The sequence below is a fragment of the Companilactobacillus furfuricola genome, from assembly GCF_003946325.1.
GTDB classification, from domain to species: Bacteria; Bacillota; Bacilli; order Lactobacillales; family Lactobacillaceae; genus Companilactobacillus; species Companilactobacillus furfuricola.
This window is the reverse complement of the sequence record NZ_RHNT01000001.1, coordinates 17153-36373: the sequence shown is the minus strand read 5'-3', so window position 1 is coordinate 36373 and position 19221 is coordinate 17153. Positions and strand designations below refer to the sequence as shown.

Genomic DNA, 19221 nt, shown 5'->3' with positions numbered 1-19221 from the left:
AAGGGTCTCATCCTATTTTTCATTCTTAACAAACTTCCATTTACGAAAAAAAAGCAAATCCAAACTTGCGGATTTGCCCTTTTTGACTTATAGACGGTTTATTATCTAATTCTTACACCCATCTGCAACATTACTTCATATGTTGTTCGATCCAATCCCAAACTTGTTCTTTGCCGGCTTTAGTCTCAGCGCTGAAAAGTTGCAATTGATCAGTTTGATTGATGTTCATTGCTTTGTTCACTTGACTAGTTGTTTTATTCCATTGATTCTTTTTCACTTTATCCATCTTAGTTGCAACGATCAGTGTCGGCAAATGATAATAGCTTACGAATTGATACATAGAAATATCATCATCACTAGGGGCGTGTCGCCCATCAACTAAAATGATCACACCCTTGAGAACTTTTCTCGTCGTCAAATATTCCTCGATCATGACACCAAACTCTTCACGTTGCTTCTTAGAGACTTTGGCAAAACCATAACCAGGAACATCAACTAAATATAGGAGATCTTCAATATTGTAAAAATTCAAAGTTTGGGTCTTTCCTGGAGTACTCGACGTCCGGGCAAAACTCTTGCGATTGATCAAAGCATTGATCAACGATGACTTACCAACATTGGAGCGACCAAGTAGAGCAATTTCCGGATAACCTTCATCCGGATATTGTTTCGAGCTTACAGCACTTAAATTCATCGATACGTTGTTTACTTGCATAATTCACCTCAGTGCAATTATTTTATCATCACTCGGGCAATAAAAAAAGGCTACCATTAGGCAACCTTTCCATCTTTCAAGATCAGATCTGGCTTTTTCAGTTTACGAACAGCATCTTTCGTTACTTTAACGCCCTTGACGTCGTCACGGCCGGGCACTTCATACATTGTATCCAACATAGTCTCTTCGACGATTGAACGCAATCCACGAGCCCCAGTATTTCGTTCGATCGACATCTTAGCAATTTCTTGAAGTGCCCCAGCAGTAAACTCAAGATCGACATCATCGATGCCCATCAATTCCTTATACTGCTTGATCAGAGCATTCTTAGGCTTAGTTAAGATGTTAACGAGGTCATCTTCTGTCAATTTATCCAATGCTGTTACGATCGGAATACGACCGATAAATTCAGGAATAATACCGAATTTCATCAAGTCTTCAGGAATGATCTGTTGCATCAAACTCTTTTGTTCGTCAATTGATTCTTGTTGTTCGGCACCGAAACCGATCGTCTTATCGCCGAGACGATTCTTTACGATCGTTTCAATACCGTCAAAAGCACCACCGACGACAAAAAGGATGTTAGTCGTATCGATCTGGATCAACTCTTGTTGAGGGTGTTTTCTACCACCTTGTGGTGGCACACTAGCGACTGTTCCTTCAAGGATCTTCAACAATGCTTGCTGAACACCTTCACCTGAAACGTCACGTGTGATCGAAACATTTTCACTCTTCTTAGCGATCTTATCGATCTCATCAATATAAACGATACCATGCTCAGCTTTCTCCACGTCAAAATCAGCATTTTGCAAAAGCTTAAGCAAAATATTTTCAACGTCTTCACCAACATAACCTGCTTCAGTCAAAGTTGTAGCGTCTGCAATAGCAAATGGCACTTTCAAAATACGAGCCAACGTTTGAGCTAAGAAAGTCTTACCTGAACCAGTAGGACCGATCAAAGCAATATTACTCTTTTGGAGTTCTGTTTCTCCATCTTTTGAATGTTCCATCTTATTAATTCGTTTATAGTGATTATAAACGGCCACCGACAATGATCTCTTTGCATTGTACTGACCAATTACATATTCATCAAGGATCTTCTTGATCTCAATAGGTGTGGGAATGTTTTCAAGATCTAATGGAGTATCTTCTCCAAGCTCTTCATCGATAATTTCTTTGCATAAATCGATACATTCGTTACAGATGTACACACCAGGTCCAGCCACGATCTTTTTAACTTGATCTTGTGTCTTTCCGCAGAAAGAACAACTTATTGTACCTGTAGTTTCTGTACTATCAAACATTTATTCATTTCTCCTTAAGTAGTTCCAATACTTTGAAAAGCTTAGCATTGACGGCGATAAGAGTAAAGTATTTAGCCCAAATCAGAGATTACAAAGACGCAAATAGCTGCTGAAGATCAACTAAGATTATCGAACAAGGGGCTGCGAAATTTGGCCACACCCATTCGTATTGATCAAAGACCGCTATCGCCTATAACTCATTACCATAAAAAAATAAGAAGCATATTAGCTTCTTATTTATTAATTATTTTTCAACAGCTGAATCAACGATCAATTCAATAGCCTTCTTAGCAGCAATATCATGAGCAAGCATGTCATCAGTTAAAGCACCGCGAACAGCTTTTTCATCCATGTTGTATTCGTCAGCCAATGACTTGATTTCGTCTTTGATTTCATCTTCTGTTGGTTTGATATCTTCTTTAGCAACAATTGCTTCGATAACTAAGTCAGTTTTAACACGTTCTTCAGCATCTTTAGCAAATTGTTTCTTAAGATCTTCTTCGTTTGTACCTGTCATTTGATAGTACAACTTAGGATCGATTCCTTGACGACGTAAGTTAGCCAAGTATTGGTTCATTTGGTTATCAACTTCTGTGTCGATCATTGCTTGAGGAATTTCGTCGATCTTAGCATTCTTAACTGCACCAGAAATAGCTTCTTCTTGAATGTTTTCTTCAGCAGTTTCTTTCTTTTGTTCCTTGATCTCGTCGTGGATCTTCTTCTTCAAGTCGTCAAGTGTGTCAACATTTTCGTCAACATCCTTAGCAAAGTCGTCATCTAACTTAGGAAGTTCCTTTGATTTGATTTCATGAACAGTTGTCTTGAAAATAGCATCCTTACCAGCTAGATCTTTAGCTTGGTAGTCTTCAGGGAATGTAACTTTAACATCAACAACATCACCCTTACTTGCACCGATCAAACCATCTTCAAAGCCAGGAATGAATGTCTTTGAACCTAACTCAAGTGAGTAGTTTTGGGCGCTGCCACCTTCAAATTCTTTGCCATCAACTGTACCAACGTAGTCGATAACAACTGTGTCGCCTTCTTCAGCCTTACCATCTTTAAGAACTAATTCAGCTTGTTGCTTTTGTAATTCTTCAAGTCTCTTCTCAGTATCAGCCTTCAAAACGTTACGTTTTTGTTTTTTAACTTCAATTCCTGTGTAGTCACCAAGTTCAACTTCTGGCTTAACAGTAATTGTAGCCGAAATTGCCCAAGGTTGGCCCTTTTCCATTGATTTAACAGAAATTTGTGGTTGATCAACAGGATCAACCTTTGCTTCATTAACAGCCTTTTCGTAAGCTGTTGGTAATACAGCATTCAAAGCATCTTCATAAAGAGCTTCTTCACCATACATACGGTTGAAAATTTGACGAGGAACTTTTCCTTTTCTAAAGCCAGGAACGTTCAAGCTCTTCTTAACACGGTTAAAAGCAGTGTCTAATCCTTGCTTGATAGTGTCTTGGTCAATTTCAAATTTTAATTCACCTGTATTTTTTTCTTTTTTTGTAAATTTAGCCTTAGCAGACATTTTATCCCTCCGGTATTTCACGATCTCATACTTTGTAATGTTACCCTAAAAAGCCTATCTTGTAAATATTTTAGGGTATATTCGTGAGTTTTGGGTCCATTTTTTAAGATTTTTATCGTAAAAAAAAGACGAGACTAAAGTCTCGTCTTTTTAAAATACAAGTTTAATCTCAGATTAGTCCATGATTTCTGTAACGACTCCGGCACCAACAGTACGGCCACCTTCACGAACAGTAAATCTTGTACCTTCTTCAATAGCAACTGGAGCGATCAAGTCAACTTCAAATGTAACTTGGTCACCAGGCATAACCATTTCAACGCCATCTGGCAATTCGATAACACCTGTAACATCAGTTGTATGGAAGTAGAATTGAGGACGATAGTTTGAGAAGAATGGAGTATGACGTCCACCTTCTTCTTTTGTCAAGATATAAACTTCACCCTTGAATTTTGTATGTGTTTGGATTGAACCTGGCTTAGCAAGAACTTGTCCACGTTCGATTTGATCACGGTTGATACCACGTAGAAGTGCACCAACGTTATCTCCAGCTTCACCAAGATCCAATGTCTTACGGAACATTTCAAGACCTGTAACAGTTGTCTTTTCGATATCTTCCTTCAAACCAACGATTTCAACTTCATCACCGACTTTAACTTCACCACGGTCGATACGACCAGAAGCAACAGTACCACGTCCTGTGATTGTAAATACGTCTTCAACAGGCATCAAGAAAGGCTTGTCGTTTTCACGTTTTGGTGTTGGGATGTATTCGTCAATAATATCAAGCAATTCTTCGATATTCTTGATTTGTTCTGCATCACCTTCAAGAGCTTTCAAAGCTGAACCACGGACTACAGGAATGTCATCCCCTGGGTAATCGTATTCTGAAAGTAATTCACGAACTTCCATCTCAACCAAGTCAACCAATTCAGGGTCATCAACAAGGTCAGTCTTGTTTAAGAAGACAACGATGTATTCAACACCAACTTGGTGAGCAAGCAAGATATGTTCACGTGTTTGTGGCATAGGACCATCAGTAGCAGCAACAACAAGGATAGCACCATCCATTTGAGCAGCACCAGTGATCATATTCTTAACGTAGTCAGCATGTCCTGGAGCATCAATATGTGCATAGTGACGCTTATCAGTTTCATACTCAACGTGAGCAGTATTGATTGTGATCCCACGTTCTTTTTCTTCTGGGGCCTTATCAATATCAGCGTAATCTTCAGCTTTAGCTAAACCTTTGTCAGCTAAAACCTTTGTAATTGCGGCTGTAAGTGTTGTTTTACCGTGGTCAACGTGACCAATTGTCCCAATATTTACATGGGGCTTAGTTCTCTCATAATGTTCTTTTTCTGCCATTACAAAGAATCCTCCTAAAATTTCATTTCATAAGATTATCCAAAGAAAATGTTCTCTAGACGGCTCTTTACTGAAAAATTATACTACTTTCAGAGGTGAAAGCAAAGGTATTCAGCTCAAATCACCAACTAAAAATATACTCTTTGGATTATACTGGGCGAGTTTTGAATTGTAAACACCCTTTTTGCAAAAACTCTTAATTATTGTTGAAAAGAGTTTATTAACGAATCAAATCGTTCGATCCAGTTGTCGACTTCTTTACGTTCTAAACTATCTCCTACTTGTGATTCGTCCAATAAACCATACCGCAACAGGAACACTTTTGTCCATAGTATTGGCGTTTTTATTATTTCAGAACCAAAAGGATAAACCAATGCGGCGTACAAGGATAACTCGCTTCTCAAGTTTTCAAGCTGAACTTGATTTTCAGTATCAACTAAGATCTTTTCAAGTTCATCGCACATTTCCAAGTATACATCCGTTGACATGATAGGCTTAAGCTTAGTTGGGTCCACTACTTTGTTTTCACCATAAAATGAAATTTGCAATTTTTCAGTCGTACCTAACTTAAAGACATTCTCCAGCACTTCACTTTTCAACAGTGGATGCAATAACGGGTTCTCTAACAATATCTTAACGCATTGTAAATAATGATCTCGATCGAATTCACGTAAAGATCTGATCAATTGGATCTGATCAACAACGCTCATAGTGACGATCGAGTTCAATTCTTTGATTATTTTCGACATTTTTGGTTTGAATGAACGATTGTGTCGTTCTTCTGATAATTTCACCCGCGCTTTAAAGTCATCAATGAATTCTTGTTTGATCGTTGATAGTTTGTTTTCTTCATAAAAATGAAGCATCTGATTTGCTAGCAAATAATCATTATTTTCAACGACGATATCTACTGCTAGCTTAGCAGCTTCAGGATCGCTCAAATAATAGTTGAAATAGTCTAGGATGACTGCTTCAGCTTGATCAGCATTCTTTTGATTCAAAAGTGCGGAAGCTAGACCTTGATTGATCGAGAACGTCTGCTTGATACTGTACGCTTGCGAATACAGATCGATTGCATCTTCCCAATCTCCCTTTTCAAAGGCATCGTCAGCTTGTTCTAAAATCCTTTTTAAGTTGTTTGATTCATCCATTTTCTACCTCGTTATAATAAAAGACCGTTCATTGACGGTCTATTTCTTTGCCTTACGATGTCTATTTTGGTTAACTTCCATGATCACCGGCAAAATAACTGGGTGACGATTAGTTTGTTCATATAAGAAATGATTTAACTTATCACGAACTCCTTGTTTCAAGTCAGACCAATCAAAGTCTTTACTGTTTTGTAAATAATCAGTGATCTCTTTAACGATTAAATCAGAACTCTCGCTGAGCAAGTCACGGCTAGTTCTCATATAAACGAATCCACGTGCGGTGATCTTTGGTTTAGCAACTACCTTTTTCTTCTTACGGTCGATAGTAGCTACCGCGATAAACACACCATCTTCAGCCAACAATTCACGGTCACGTAGTACGATACTTCCAATATCACCAATACCGATACCATCGATCATAGTATCTCCCGCATCGATACCCTTACCGATATAAAATTGACCATTTTCATAGTTTAATACGTCACCTTTTTTAGTCAAAAAGATATTTTGATAAGGTAGACCAGTTTCGTGGGCAATGCGTGCATGCGAATCTAAAAGTCGGTATTCACCTTGAACAGGGATCAAATTCTTTGGTTTCAATAAATTGATCATCAGTTGTAGATCACGCTTATTGGCATTACCAGAAGGATGCATATCATCACCCAAAGCCTTCACTTCGGCATCTGTCCGATAGATCATGTCACGTGTCTTAGCAAAAGTAGTATCAAGTGAATGTGATGGAGTTGTAGCAATAAAGACTAAATCGCCTTTTTCAACGTTAAATTTGGTCTTAGTAGCTGGATTAGCCATTTTTTGTAGCAATTTAATAGGCTCGCCCATTTTTCCAGTTTCAATGATCACAAGATCCTTTGGATCGACCTTGCTAAGTTCCTTGTTAGTGACTAATAATTCCTTATCATCAATTTCCAAGTAACCCAACTTCATAGCCGTCTTCAGGATCTTTTCAGCATCCATTCCCGATAAATAAACACGACGATGAGTCTTTTCTGAGGCATCTAAGATCTGTTGCATTCTCTGAATATTGGAAGCAACCTGTGCAACAATGATCCGACCATCATGATACATAAAAGTATCCAAGATATAATCATAAATATCCGTTTCATTTGAATTCTCATATGGAGATTCCGCATTAGCAGAATCACTCAGCAAAGCAATAACATTATCATTACCGATCTCAGCGATCCGACCCAGATCAGTCTTATACAATGGCAAAGCAGCTTGATCAAATTTAAAATCACCAGTATAGACAATAGAACCTTCTTGAGTCTTAATAACAGTTCCTAATGAATCTGGCACAGAGTGCGTAGTCTTAAAAAATGAAACCGTAGCTTCATTAAAGTCGATCGCAGTCTTCTCATCAATAACATGGAAATTATTAAACTTCTTACTCCGCTTATCGTTAGAACAAACGATCTTAGCAAGTTCGATCGTCATCTTGGCACCAAAGACAGGAATATCATAATCCCCCACCAAATAAGGCAAAGCACCAATAGCATCAGCATGTCCGTGTGACAAGAAAATACCAACAACTTTATCAATATTGTCCTTCAAATAAGTCATATCAGGAACAACAACATCAATACCATACAAATCGTTATCAGGATACTGCAAACCAATATCCAAAATAAAAATCTCGTCATTCACTTCAACAGCATACATATTCTTACCGGTTTCACGAACACCACTAAGAATCATTATTTTAATTTTCTGGCTCATATTTTCATCTCTCATTTCATAAAAATAGCATAGATCACAATGTAAATTGCGTTATTTTAAGTCCAAAGTGGACTACTTGAGCTATACCTGATTTTCATTTTATCACAATGTAATAGAAGAATAAAACAAGAGCCTGTCCAGAGACCATATAAGAGATAAAAAAGAATCATGCAAAAATTTTGATTAAAATTCAAAAGCAAATTCAAATCAATGAAAGGAAAAAATAATTGGTGAGGCAGGCTTAAAAATAAGAAAAAAGAGAAAAAGCCAAGCAAGAGCACGAGGAACGAGAGCGCGAGCAAGAAATAAATAGATAGACCAGAAAGAAAAATTCAGAATCAAGCAAGAGCATGAGGAACGAGTACGCGAGCATGAAGCGAAAGCAAAGGAAGCAAACATATACTTCTTCTTATCTAACCAAGAAATAATGAAAAATTACAACAGCAATGTAAGTCAGGAAACAAAATGAGCGGAGCAAAGTCCCGCGAACCGAGCAAAGAGTCAGTAATCTAGAAAGAGAACATATCCTAACAGGAAAAGGAAGCTCCTACTCCCCACCAGAATAGATAAATCCTGAGATAGACATGTGAGAAATAGGACGAGCAAAAAGTGCCAATTTGTACAAAATAAATCGGTAAATCTCACCAAAAAGGGGGGATATTGTCTCCATCTAGACGGAGGGGCCCGGGGATACAGACCTCAGTACCCAAATTCCTCTTGGCGACGAAGGAGCTTAGAGGAAGACCGAGTTTTGAGATGCCTGGGCGAATTTCCCAGGTAGCTCAAAATCGCGTCGGGTACGTTCCAGCGTCTGTATCCCCGGGCCCCGGAGTCGGCATTGAACGTAGCACCAAAATACTACCTCCATCCCAGCTAACCAAACAAACTATCAACCTCCAGCAAAATAAAACGCTTCTGTCTGCCATAGCTCTCTTACATCTAGACAAAAAAAGACCCCCAACAAAATGGGAGTCCATAAATATCCAAATATTAACGACGCAAACCAAGTGACTTGATCAACTCACGGTAACGTTGAACATCCTTGTTTCTCAAGTATGATAACAAGTTACGACGGTGACCGATCTTCTTCAACAAACCAACATATGAATGGTGGTCTTTCTTGTTAGCCTTCAAATGTTCGTTCAAAGCGTTGATGTCATAAGTTAAAACAGCAACTTGAACTTCTGGAGAACCTGTGTCTCCATCTTTACGAGCGTATTGTTTGATAATTTCGTTCTTTTTCTCTTTTGAAATAGCCATGCTTTTCACCTTTTCCTTTATAATTTAGCCGTACTATGCAGAACGTTGGTGATTCGTTCAACAGAGCAACGGTTAACACAGCTATTAAGGTTACTATATAAATGCATTTTTTTCAAGTGAAGTTTTTTTAGAACAATGCATTGCAATGACGATAAACGTTAGGTATAATATGCGTATTGTGTTTATAACAAACAATTAATCGGAGGTGAAATCAATGCCACAAATCAAATCAGCTATCAAACGTGTAAAGACTGCCGAAAAAGCTAACCTTCGCAACAATTCACAAAGAAGTGCTATGCGTTCTGCAATCAAGGACTTCGAAACAGTTGTTGCAAACAATGGTGATAACAAAGAAGCTTCATACAAGAACGCTGCTCGCGCAATTGACATGGCCAAATCAAAAGGCTTGATCAAAGCAAATAAAGCTGCACGTGACAAGTCACGTCTTTCAAAGAAACTTAAATAAAAATTTCTTAAGCAACTCAGGTTGCTTATTTTTTTTACCCAAAATTTCAATCGCTAATACAAAAAGAGGCCAAGACAGACATCTTGACCTCTTTTTATGTTGCTCAAAACACAAATAATTAAGCAAATTTAGCAATGAATAGATCAAACAACAGTTCCTTATCACCCTGCCCTGATTTAACTTGAAAATCTAGATCGACAATCTCTTGAAACATCTTAGACAATGACGAAAGTTTCAAATTACGAGATTGTTTGAGTGACATTTTCACCCGATAAGGATGGATCTTCAATTGTTTGGCAATGGTTGCTTCACTCAAACCCTTTTTGCTTAAAATCTTCGTTTGGATCAAAGACCTTAACTGCGACGTAAAAATAGCCGTTAGTAAAATTGGATCGATCTTCTGAAGTGAAAATTGATGATACAGTTCTTCTGCCTGGTAAATATTGCGATTGAGAATTTGATTCATTAAATCAAACACATTATCATCCAAGCTTTGTGGAACTAGTTCATTTACAGCTTGACTATCGATCATTTTAGTTTTCATCGCATAAAGTTTTAACTTATCTAATTGATTCAATGCTAGCGAATAGCTGCCCTTGGTTTTATTGACCAACAATTCCATTGCACCTTGATCTATATTAAATCCCTCATCATTTAACTGCTTAGACAATGCTTTAGCCAATAAATGACTGTCTAATTTACCGGCATCGATTTCTGTGGCAGTTTTCTTCAACTGCTTAGTAATTTTCTTTCGTTGATCCAACTTCTCATAAGTAGCAAAAATTACCAAAATAGTAGATGGAGCTGGATCTTTTAAATATTCGACTAGCAAATCAACATTTTGTTCAACTGAATGCTTGATCTTTTCACCAGTCAAAAAGTAAGGATCTTCGGCAAATACGAGACGACGTTCCCCAAAAAACGGTGCGGAAATGGCTTCACCGATCATATCTTCCAAAGAAACATTCGTTAAGTCAAAACTAGCAAAATTCATCTCCGCTTCTTCGGGAGTTAATAACGCTTTGAAAAGCTTTTGGACTGATTGAATAAATGCTGTCTCTTGCCCAGTAACATAATAGACATTATCGATTTTACCAGCATTTAGTTGTTTTTTTAGTTCATTTATCTTCAATTACTTCACCTTAAAAAAGTCTCTAACTTCTGATAGTTACTAAATGGAAAATAGTACCAAGTAATCATACCATAATCTGCCGTATTAAGATGTGGTATTCGGTGGTCATCAAGTCGTTGGATAGTTTCTTTATTTGGATGTCCGTAACGATTATTAATACCTGCTGAAATCAAAGCCAGATCCGGCTTAGTTTTATCTAGTAGCTCATTACTAGTTGAAGTTTTAGATCCATGATGGCCGGCTTTTAACATATCCACCTTAAATGAATGATCCTGTAAGATCTTTTTCTCACTAGATTGATCGAGATCACCAGTAAATAACCAATTAGTTTGACCAATGTGCGCTAAAAGTGTCAATGAGTCTTGGTTTTCACCAATACTAACTTTTTTCGGCCAAAGAACTTGCCAGTTGATCGGCCAAGTCGAAAAATTATCCCCCTGTTTCAAGTGAGTAAAAATGGTGTGCGGATTATCTTTGACCAAATCACTGATCTGTTTATTTTGCTCCAAACCGATCCCAAAATTTACTTGTGCAACCGGAAATTTGGCTAATAAAGTTTCGATATTACCGATATGATCAGAATCCTTGTGAGACAAGAACACTTGATCTATTTGACTAACCCCCAGCGATTTCAAATATGGTATTGTTGATTTTTCTACTTGAGTCACTATCTTTTTCTTTTGCCAAGGTTGCTTAGGAAAAGTCAGCATCCCCCCAGTATCGATCAAAATTACTTTGCGAATCAAAGGAGTAGTAACTAGAATACTATCCCCCTGCCCGACATCAATAATCGAAACACTACCAAAGAGCGGCACTTTTACGAAAACTAATGAAACAGCAAAAATTAGCAGATACTTATAAAAATACGAATTGAGTAACTTTGGATGCTCAATATTAAACAGTGCCAAATAAACTAACAATAATATAGAAATAACTGGAAATTTTCCCACGATCACATTTAATTGAGACATTTTTGCCAGACCATCTAAAATATTATACATACTATCAAATACTTGATTAATGATTTGCCACATCCCAGGAAAATAATTCAAGAACAAGGTCGATACGACTACTGTTGGAATGATCAAGTAATTAAATATCGGAACAAAGATCAAATTCATCAAGATGATCAACAGATTCAGTTGAAAAGCATTAAAAACAATGATCGGTAAACTCAACAAATTCATTTTGACAGTCGTCAAGATAAGCTTTGTTGACTTCAAAAACAATAAAGCCCCTGACAAAACAAAACTTAGTTGGCCTCCCATCTCGATCAAACAAAAAGGATCGAGCAGCAGGCAGATCATTACAGTAATACTAAATAAATCTAGCCCAGTGATTTTGATCTTCAATTTATTAAATATGATCACTAATAAAGCCAGGACTATCGCTCGACTGATCCCGGTCTTTAACCCGACAAAAGCACCATACAGCGGCAGTATCCCTAGCAAAAGCCAATCGATCCACTCCTTAGGTATTCGCAAAAATGAACTCATTTTATACAACACCGTGATCAAGATAAAGACGTGCAGCCCCGATAAACTAAATAAATGGATCACCCCGAGCACACTCAAAGTTTGATACAGCAAGCGCGCATCTTGACTAGTATAACCAACTAATAATCCTTGAGCATGGATCTTGAGCCACTTAGGTAAATGTCCCAGATAGTTCAAAAAATCGATCTTAGCCAAGTGGATCTGATCAGCGATGTTTGAAGCCCGATGGCGTGTTATCGATTTAATATCTTTGGCCTTGACCATCTCAAAAATGCCGCGATGATTAAGATATCGCTTAAAATCAAACTCACCAGGATTGCGTGGACCCCTAACAAAATCAATTCCACCATTACCGATCTGACAATCAATAGGATGCTCTAAGTTTTGCCAAAATTTTTGCGTCCTTTGATCTTTGATCCTCGAAAAAAATTGATAACGTTTACCATTAGAAATTAATTGGCCACTCAAACTATCGCCCTCAACATGGATCTCATCCGGATAAATACTGGCTGTTTTAAGTGATCGGCTGACCTCTGGATGCTCAATTTTTTGCTCTGCTATAAAAAAGAAGCTCCCAAAACAGATAGCGATAACTATTGTTCCGATCATCATGGGCAAATTTTTCAAATAATAGATCCTGATAAAGAAAGCCAACAAAATCAAACTACTTAAAAAAATGTGTTGCGTAAATATTAAAAAAGACATCCCACTGGCAATGATCGCAAAAAATACTAACTTATCGCGCATCAGACAGTTAATGAATCACGCAAAGAATCAATTGTCTTCGGACCAAATCCCCCAACTTTAGAAAGATCGTCAATTTTTTGAAATGGCCCATTTTTCTCTCGATAAGCAATTATTTTCTCAGCCTTTTTAGGTCCGATCCCTTTGACATCTTTAAAATCTTCAACCACAGCCGAATTCAAATTAACGACAGAGTTATTAGCACCTTTGTCCGCAGATTTATTAGACGACACCGTCTTTATTTCACCAACTCTAGGCACATAGATCTGCATTGCATCAGTTAATTTCTGAGCACGATTTATTTGTTTGACATCCGCATCATCTTTCATACCACCAGCAGTTTGAATGACATCAAAAACGATTGATTTATCTTTCATATGATAGACACCAGGTTTATTGACTGCACCTTGAATATCAACGACCACTTCTTTGCTAGAAGCTCGACCTTCTGGATGTTTTTCTCTGTTAGCAGTCTTCTGACTGACTTTTTCAGAGTGCACAACATTATTGTTATTAATAGCTTGATGAGCCTGCATACTATGATAAATAAATATCCCACTCAGTAGCAGCACAAGCGCCAGAATAGCAAATTTGAACTGTTTGATTTTTTCCAAAATATTATCCATTATTATCACCTCAAACTAAAGTACGCAAAAAAAAGCCATTCTCACGTCGAATGTGAAAATGACTTATTTATTAAGATAGTTGATCGCATCGTCTAAAGTTTTGACTGGTACGATCTTCATCTTTGTATTGATCTTCTTAGCAGCTTTTTTGGCTAAATGATAATTATTGACGTAATTTGGATCATACTTCTTGATCTCCTTAGTAACTGGATCATCTGGCGCAAAGAAAATCGTGGCCCCTTCTGCAGAAGCAGCGACTACTTTCTTATCTATCCCTCCGATCGGTCCAACTGTTCCATCAGGACTGATCGTGCCGGTCCCGGCAATTGTACGACCTTGCTTTAGATCTTTGTGTGCCACTTGAGAATATACTTGCAATGTGAACATCAATCCAGCAGAAGGACCACCAATATCGCCGGCATCGATCGAAGCCTTAGGAGTACCAGTAGCCACAGTATCGTCGATCAAAGTGATACCTAGTCCGTAACGTTTAGTTTGCTCAAGCTTGACTAAACTACCCGTGGCCGATTTCTGTTTACCGTTATGCAAAAAGTCGATCGTCACTTTTGCATCCTTGTCCAATTTCTTAACGTAATTGATGAATTGCGTCGAACTCTTAAACTTGTAGCCATTGATAGAATGAATCGTATCTCCAACACTCAGTTTACCTTTGAAGTCTGAATTATCCATCAGCTCCATAACGTAAACACCTTTGTATACTTTCTTAAAGGGCTTCTTAGCTTTATCATATGCTGCCTGGATAGCACTGTTAGTAGCTGATCTCATGTAGTATTGTTGCACCTGAAAGTATTGACTAGTACTTTCATCACCCATCAGCTCTTCACGAGGATAGATCGTCTCAAAATCATTCCCCAACGATTTTACTAACAAAAATGGTGTCGCCTGTTCAATACCAACAGTCGTCAACAACAGGTTTCCTTTGGATTTATCTTGTTTACCGTCAACCTTGACATACTGAGCAGTAGATTCCGCACTACCGGGAACTTCTAAGAAGTAATTTGTTGGTAAAAAGAAAAATAACAATACCAGTATAAATAGAAAAATCCCGCCAAGTAGCTTATTTCTGGATTTATTGAATTTCAAGCGTTTAATTTCCCTTCTGCAATCGTTTTATCAATTCAGGAGCTACCGAACTTGGTACGAATTTAGAAATATTGCCATTGAATTTAGCAACTTCTTTGATCATTGACGAAGAAATTGTACTGTACTTACTATCAGATATCAAAAATACTGTTTCGATATCTTCATCTAGTGCTTTGTTGATGGAAGATACTCCCGACTCATAGCCAAAATCATCAGCATTACGCATCGATCTTACTAAAAATGTTGCATGATGTTTCTTTGCTAGCTCTGTCGATAACATGTTTTCTCCATCGACTACGATGACATTCTTTAAGTCTGACACTTCATCTTCGATAAAGGACTTTTTTTCTTCATACGAAAATAAGTATTTTTTTGATGTATTCGTCATAGGTGCAACGATCAATTTATCAAAAAGTTTAGCGGCCCGCCGAATAATATCAATATGTCCATTAGTAATAGGATCAAAACTACCTGCATAAAGTCCGATTTTCTCTGACATTATTTACCTCCATATTGGTAAAGTGCAACTTGGGTATCTTTATAATCTTTTTGCTTGATCAATCGTAATGACGTCAAACTACTGAGATCGATCTCGTAATCAGTTTCATCCACAATTATTGCTCCATCTACCAACAATCCGTGGTCGATCATATCTTTGATCAACGTCTCAGTGATCTTCATTCGGTATGGAGGATCAAGAAAGACTAGTCCAAACTGGACTTGGTCGTCAACGAACTTATTAAGAGCCTCAGTTGCAGCCATTTTTAAAATAGTGAATTCAGCTTCACTTTTGGTCTTCTCGACATTTTCTTTGATAATATTGACGGCTTTGTATGCTTTATCAACTAAATACGCATGATCGTAGCCACGAGAGATAGCTTCGATACCTAATGAGCCAGTACCTGCGAAGAGATCCAAAACATTTCCGCCATTGAAATAAGGTGTGATCATACTAAACATCGCTTCTTTTACTTTACCAGAAGTTGGTCGGGTATTCTTACCCGGTACCGGCTTGAGATTCAAGCCACGAAATGTTCCAGATATTACTTTCATTTTTCCTCTTCCTCAGTATCTTTATTCGATACTTTCATTTCAAAATGTTCATCTAATTCTTTACGATGGGCCATAGAAATGCGTTTAACGAATTTCTTCGAAAGCAATTCCTTTTTTACCTCTGGAGCACGTGTCGAATTGAAGTATAACATTACATATTTCATCTTGGGTGAAGTGTAATAAATCGTTCCATAATGTTGCAACTTCTTCTTCCACTTCATTGAATAAAGCCAAACGTACATCGCTTGACGTTGAGTTTCTTTAAACATTGAATCACCTTGATTTAATTGATTGATATTTTTCGGATGCTTCGAGATTCAACACGATCCCCAAACCTAACGACAGCACTATCATACTTGAACCACCATAACTGATAAATGGGAGTGTAACACCGGTCAACGGAATGAATCCTAGCAATCCACCTACGTTCAAAATAGTCTGCGTTAGCATCATAGTTGCCACACCATAATATACTAGTGATGAATAAGTATTCTTTGACCGTAATCCAACTAAAAGCATTCGTAATATCATGGCCATGATTAATCCCAGTACTACGACAACGCCGATCAAACCTAGTTCCTCACTAATGATCGATAAAATAAAGTCTGTATGCGGTTCAGGTAAATAGCCCCGTTTTTGGATACTATTTCCTAGCCCAACACCAAACACTCCCCCATTACTGATCGCATAAAATGAATTAACGATCTGTGCACCAGCTTCTTTTTCTAACTGGAAGGGATGTTGCATCGCTAAAAATCGCTGATACTGATAACTATGGACGAATAGTGGCGGTTTTAAAGTAAATAACAAAATCAATGCGGTAGTGACCGTTACAACGATCAATGAATCCATAATGATCATCATTCTACTAGGGATCGATGAAGCCGAGATCAAAACAATACAGAGGACTGCTAAAATCAAAGCACCACCAATATCAGGTTGAGCTGCGACCATCAAGATGATCGAACCGAGGAAAAACAACTGAGCTTTGTTGTCCCGATACATCCCTCCAACAGTCATCTCATTAAGACGATCCTTCTTAGAAGTCAAAACTAAAGCTAAATATAAAATAAAAACGATCTTAGCTAGTTCCAGCGGTTGAAAGTTGAAAAACTTAAGATCGATCCATCCCGAAGCACCATTGACCCTACTACTAGGACTGACGAATCCTTTGACAATTAGGAATAACAAAGAACCCCAGGTGATGATCCCAAGAAAACTAAGTACACCACGACTCTTTAATATTTGTTCTTTTAACATAAAAACTAAATAACAAATACCTAGCCCAACGAGAGCAAAAATCGCTTGTTTAATCAAATATGAGGTAGTATTACCACCATGTACTAACGAATTGTAGAAACTGGCCGAGTATACCATTACCACGCCGATCCCTAGCAAAACGATATATGGAATTACGATCCATAAATCGATCAGTTTTATTTTTTTCACGTTAAAACTCCCAAAATCTAATAATAAGATTATACCACCAAACAATATCTTGTTGGAAACTAGGATGAACTATCAAACTGTAATTAAAATAAGCTCACTTATTAATGATAAAGAAATACCATCTATCGTGCAATTATCAATTCTTGATCAACGATCCAAGATACAAAAAAAGCCAGGAAAATATCCTGACTTTTATTTCGATTAATAATTAAGCTTTCTTTGACATTTTACGTTGTTTGTCATACTTCTTACGTTCGTTAGTGTTTAAGATCTTCTTACGAAGTCTAACACTTGTTGGTGTTACTTCACAAAGTTCATCTTCATTCAAGAACTCGATCGATTGTTCTAGAGACATATCTTTAGGAGTCTTGATAGCAGCAGCATGGTCTTTACCAGAAGCACGTGTGTTAGTAAGGTTCTTACCTTTAGTAACAGTAACAGCGATATCTTGATCACGACTACTTTCACCAACGATCATACCTTCATAAACATCAACACCGGCACCGATGAACAATGTTCCACGATCTTCAACTGATTGAAGTGAATATGTAGTTGAAGGACCTTGGTTGATTGAAACCAAAGCACCAGTTCTTCTACCTGGTTCCCAGTTCTTAACAACTGGTTTGTATTCTGAGAATGTGTGGTTCAAAATACCGTATCCACCAGTCATTGAAAGGAATTCAGTTGAGAATCCGATCAAACCACGTGATGGGGCTGAGAATACTAGACGAGTTTGACTGTTACCGGTACTCTCCATGTTTTCCATGTCACCTTTACGTTGTGACATAGCATCGATAACTGATCCCACATATTCGTCAGGAGTATCGATAGTTACCTCTTCAAATGGCTCTGAGTTAACGCCATCGATATTCTTGTAAATAACTTCAGGACGAGAAAGTTGCAATTCAAAACCTTCACGACGCATTTCTTCAACAAGAATAGATAGATGAAGTTCACCACGACCAGATACTAACCATTGACCAGCTTGATCTGTGTCCTCAACTTTAAGAGAAACGTCAGTATGCAATTGTCTTCTTAAACGATCATCGATCTTTCTAGCAGTAACTTCTGTACCTTCACGACCAGCAAATGGTGAGTTGTTTTGAAGGAATGTCATTTGTAGTGTTGGTTCATCAATACGTAGCAATGGAAGTGCTTCTTGGTGATCAACAGGAGTAACTGTTTCACCAACATAAATGTCTTCCATACCAGAAACGGCAATCAAATCACCAGCTTTGGCAGTTTGGATCTCAACACGATCAAGTCCCATGAAACCAAATAACTTAGTAACACGGAAATTCTTCGTTGACCCATCTAGCTTCATAACCGTAACACTATCACCTACAGAGATCGTACCTCGGAAAATACGTCCAATACCAATACGACCAACATAATCGTTGTAGTCTAGTAAAGCAACTTGGAATTGTAATGGTTCTTCTGAATTGTCTACTGGAGCTGGGATAGTCTTTAGGATAGTGTCAAACAATGGTTTCATTGTGTGTTCTTGGTCATCAGGATTTGATGAATAACTTGATGTTCCGTTGATAGCTGAAGCATAAACAACTGGGAAATCTAGTTGATCATCATTGGCACCTAATTCGATAAATAGTTCAAGCACTTCATCAACTACCTCTTCAGGACGAGCACCTGGTCTATCGATCTTGTTGATTACCACGATAGGTGTCAAGTGTTGTTCAAGGGCTTTCTTAAGAACAAAACGAGTTTGTGGCATTGTTCCTTCGTAAGCATCAACAACTAGCAATACACCGTCAACCATCTTCATGATACGTTCAACTTCACCACCGAAGTCGGCGTGTCCTGGTGTATCCAAAATATTGATCTTCTTGCCATCATAATCAACCGCTGTGTTTTTGGAAAGGATTGTGATACCACGTTCTCTTTCAATTGCGTTTGAATCAAGGGCACGATCTTGAATTTGATAATGCTCCCCTAATGTGTCTGATTGCTTTAGCATTTCGTTAACTAAAGTTGTTTTACCGTGGTCAACGTGGGCGATAATAGCAATATTTCTAATATCTTCTCTTCTTTTAGTCAAATTACTTCTTCCTTCCATATAACATGCGTTGA

General features: G+C 37.8%; 17 protein-coding genes. 1 reads left to right on the top strand and 16 read right to left on the bottom strand.

Annotated elements, in window-relative coordinates:
- Nucleotides 1-130: 130 nt before the first annotated feature.
- The 7 genes from yihA to rpsO all read right to left on the bottom strand — a co-directional run bounded on the left by yihA (nt 131) and on the right by rpsO (nt 9063).
- Entirely contained in the window at nt 131-715 is a 585-nt protein-coding gene (gene yihA / locus EKM78_RS00165; RefSeq protein WP_125767773.1) for a ribosome biogenesis GTP-binding protein YihA/YsxC, read from the bottom strand.
- A 56-nt stretch (nt 716-771) separates the two neighbouring features.
- Nucleotides 772-2019: an ATP-dependent Clp protease ATP-binding subunit ClpX gene (gene clpX, locus EKM78_RS00160; protein WP_125767771.1), complete on the bottom strand. Its 1248-nt coding sequence runs from the start codon at nt 2017-2019 to the stop codon at nt 772-774.
- 244 nt (nt 2020-2263) lie between these two features.
- The gene (gene tig, locus EKM78_RS00155) at nt 2264-3550 is read right to left on the bottom strand and encodes a trigger factor (RefSeq protein ID WP_125767769.1); all 1287 of its coding nucleotides are present in this window, start codon (nt 3548-3550) and stop codon (nt 2264-2266) included.
- Between the two features lie 174 nt (nt 3551-3724).
- A complete protein-coding gene (tuf, locus tag EKM78_RS00150; protein WP_125767767.1) occupies nt 3725-4915 on the bottom strand; it encodes an elongation factor Tu in 1191 nt (396 codons plus the stop codon).
- Between the two features lie 200 nt (nt 4916-5115).
- Nucleotides 5116-6066 (bottom strand): tetratricopeptide repeat protein, encoded by a 951-nt coding sequence (locus EKM78_RS00145; RefSeq protein WP_125767765.1) that lies wholly within the window; start codon nt 6064-6066, stop codon nt 5116-5118.
- Nucleotides 6067-6105: 39 nt separating this feature from the next.
- Complete coding sequence (locus tag EKM78_RS00140) at nt 6106-7803, bottom strand: ribonuclease J (protein ID WP_125767763.1); 1698 nt, start codon at nt 7801-7803, stop codon at nt 6106-6108.
- Between the two features lie 990 nt (nt 7804-8793).
- Nucleotides 8794-9063 (bottom strand): 30S ribosomal protein S15, encoded by a 270-nt coding sequence (rpsO, locus tag EKM78_RS00135; RefSeq protein ID WP_125767761.1) that lies wholly within the window; start codon nt 9061-9063, stop codon nt 8794-8796.
- Between the two features lie 214 nt (nt 9064-9277).
- Here rpsO and rpsT point away from each other — a divergent pair, with 214 nt between their 5' ends.
- On the top strand, nt 9278-9529 hold the full coding sequence (gene rpsT / locus EKM78_RS00130) for a 30S ribosomal protein S20 (protein ID WP_125767759.1): 252 nt from the start codon (nt 9278-9280) through the stop codon (nt 9527-9529).
- A gap of 118 nt (nt 9530-9647) precedes the next feature.
- Here the strand turns inward: rpsT and holA are convergent, their stop codons facing one another.
- The 9 genes from holA to typA all read right to left on the bottom strand — a co-directional run bounded on the left by holA (nt 9648) and on the right by typA (nt 19207).
- Entirely contained in the window at nt 9648-10661 is a 1014-nt protein-coding gene (gene holA, locus EKM78_RS00125; RefSeq protein WP_125767757.1) for a DNA polymerase III subunit delta, read from the bottom strand.
- Nucleotides 10662-10666: 5 nt separating this feature from the next.
- Nucleotides 10667-12904 carry a DNA internalization-related competence protein ComEC/Rec2 gene (locus tag EKM78_RS00120; RefSeq protein ID WP_125767755.1) on the bottom strand — a complete coding sequence of 746 codons (2238 nt, stop codon included), beginning with the start codon at nt 12902-12904 and terminating at the stop codon, nt 10667-10669.
- The gene (locus tag EKM78_RS00115) at nt 12904-13527 is read right to left on the bottom strand and encodes a helix-hairpin-helix domain-containing protein (protein WP_125767753.1); all 624 of its coding nucleotides are present in this window, start codon (nt 13525-13527) and stop codon (nt 12904-12906) included. The genes EKM78_RS00120 and EKM78_RS00115 overlap by 1 nt, the downstream gene beginning before the upstream one ends.
- A gap of 63 nt (nt 13528-13590) precedes the next feature.
- Complete coding sequence (locus EKM78_RS00110; RefSeq protein ID WP_125767751.1) at nt 13591-14631, bottom strand: SepM family pheromone-processing serine protease; 1041 nt, start codon at nt 14629-14631, stop codon at nt 13591-13593.
- Between the two features lie 4 nt (nt 14632-14635).
- A complete protein-coding gene (coaD, locus tag EKM78_RS00105; protein WP_125767749.1) occupies nt 14636-15130 on the bottom strand; it encodes a pantetheine-phosphate adenylyltransferase in 495 nt (164 codons plus the stop codon).
- Entirely contained in the window at nt 15130-15684 is a 555-nt protein-coding gene (rsmD, locus tag EKM78_RS00100; protein ID WP_125767748.1) for a 16S rRNA (guanine(966)-N(2))-methyltransferase RsmD, read from the bottom strand. Before rsmD ends, coaD begins: the two co-directional genes overlap by 1 nt.
- Complete coding sequence (locus EKM78_RS00095) at nt 15681-15953, bottom strand: DUF2129 domain-containing protein (protein WP_125767746.1); 273 nt, start codon at nt 15951-15953, stop codon at nt 15681-15683. Before EKM78_RS00095 ends, rsmD begins: the two co-directional genes overlap by 4 nt.
- 4 nt (nt 15954-15957) lie before the next feature.
- Nucleotides 15958-17133, bottom strand: a complete 1176-nt coding sequence (locus EKM78_RS00090) for an FtsW/RodA/SpoVE family cell cycle protein (RefSeq protein ID WP_125767744.1) — start codon at nt 17131-17133, stop codon at nt 15958-15960.
- A gap of 208 nt (nt 17134-17341) precedes the next feature.
- Nucleotides 17342-19207 carry a translational GTPase TypA gene (typA, locus tag EKM78_RS00085; RefSeq protein ID WP_125767741.1) on the bottom strand — a complete coding sequence of 622 codons (1866 nt, stop codon included), beginning with the start codon at nt 19205-19207 and terminating at the stop codon, nt 17342-17344.
- Between the last annotated feature and the right edge of the window lie 14 nt (nt 19208-19221).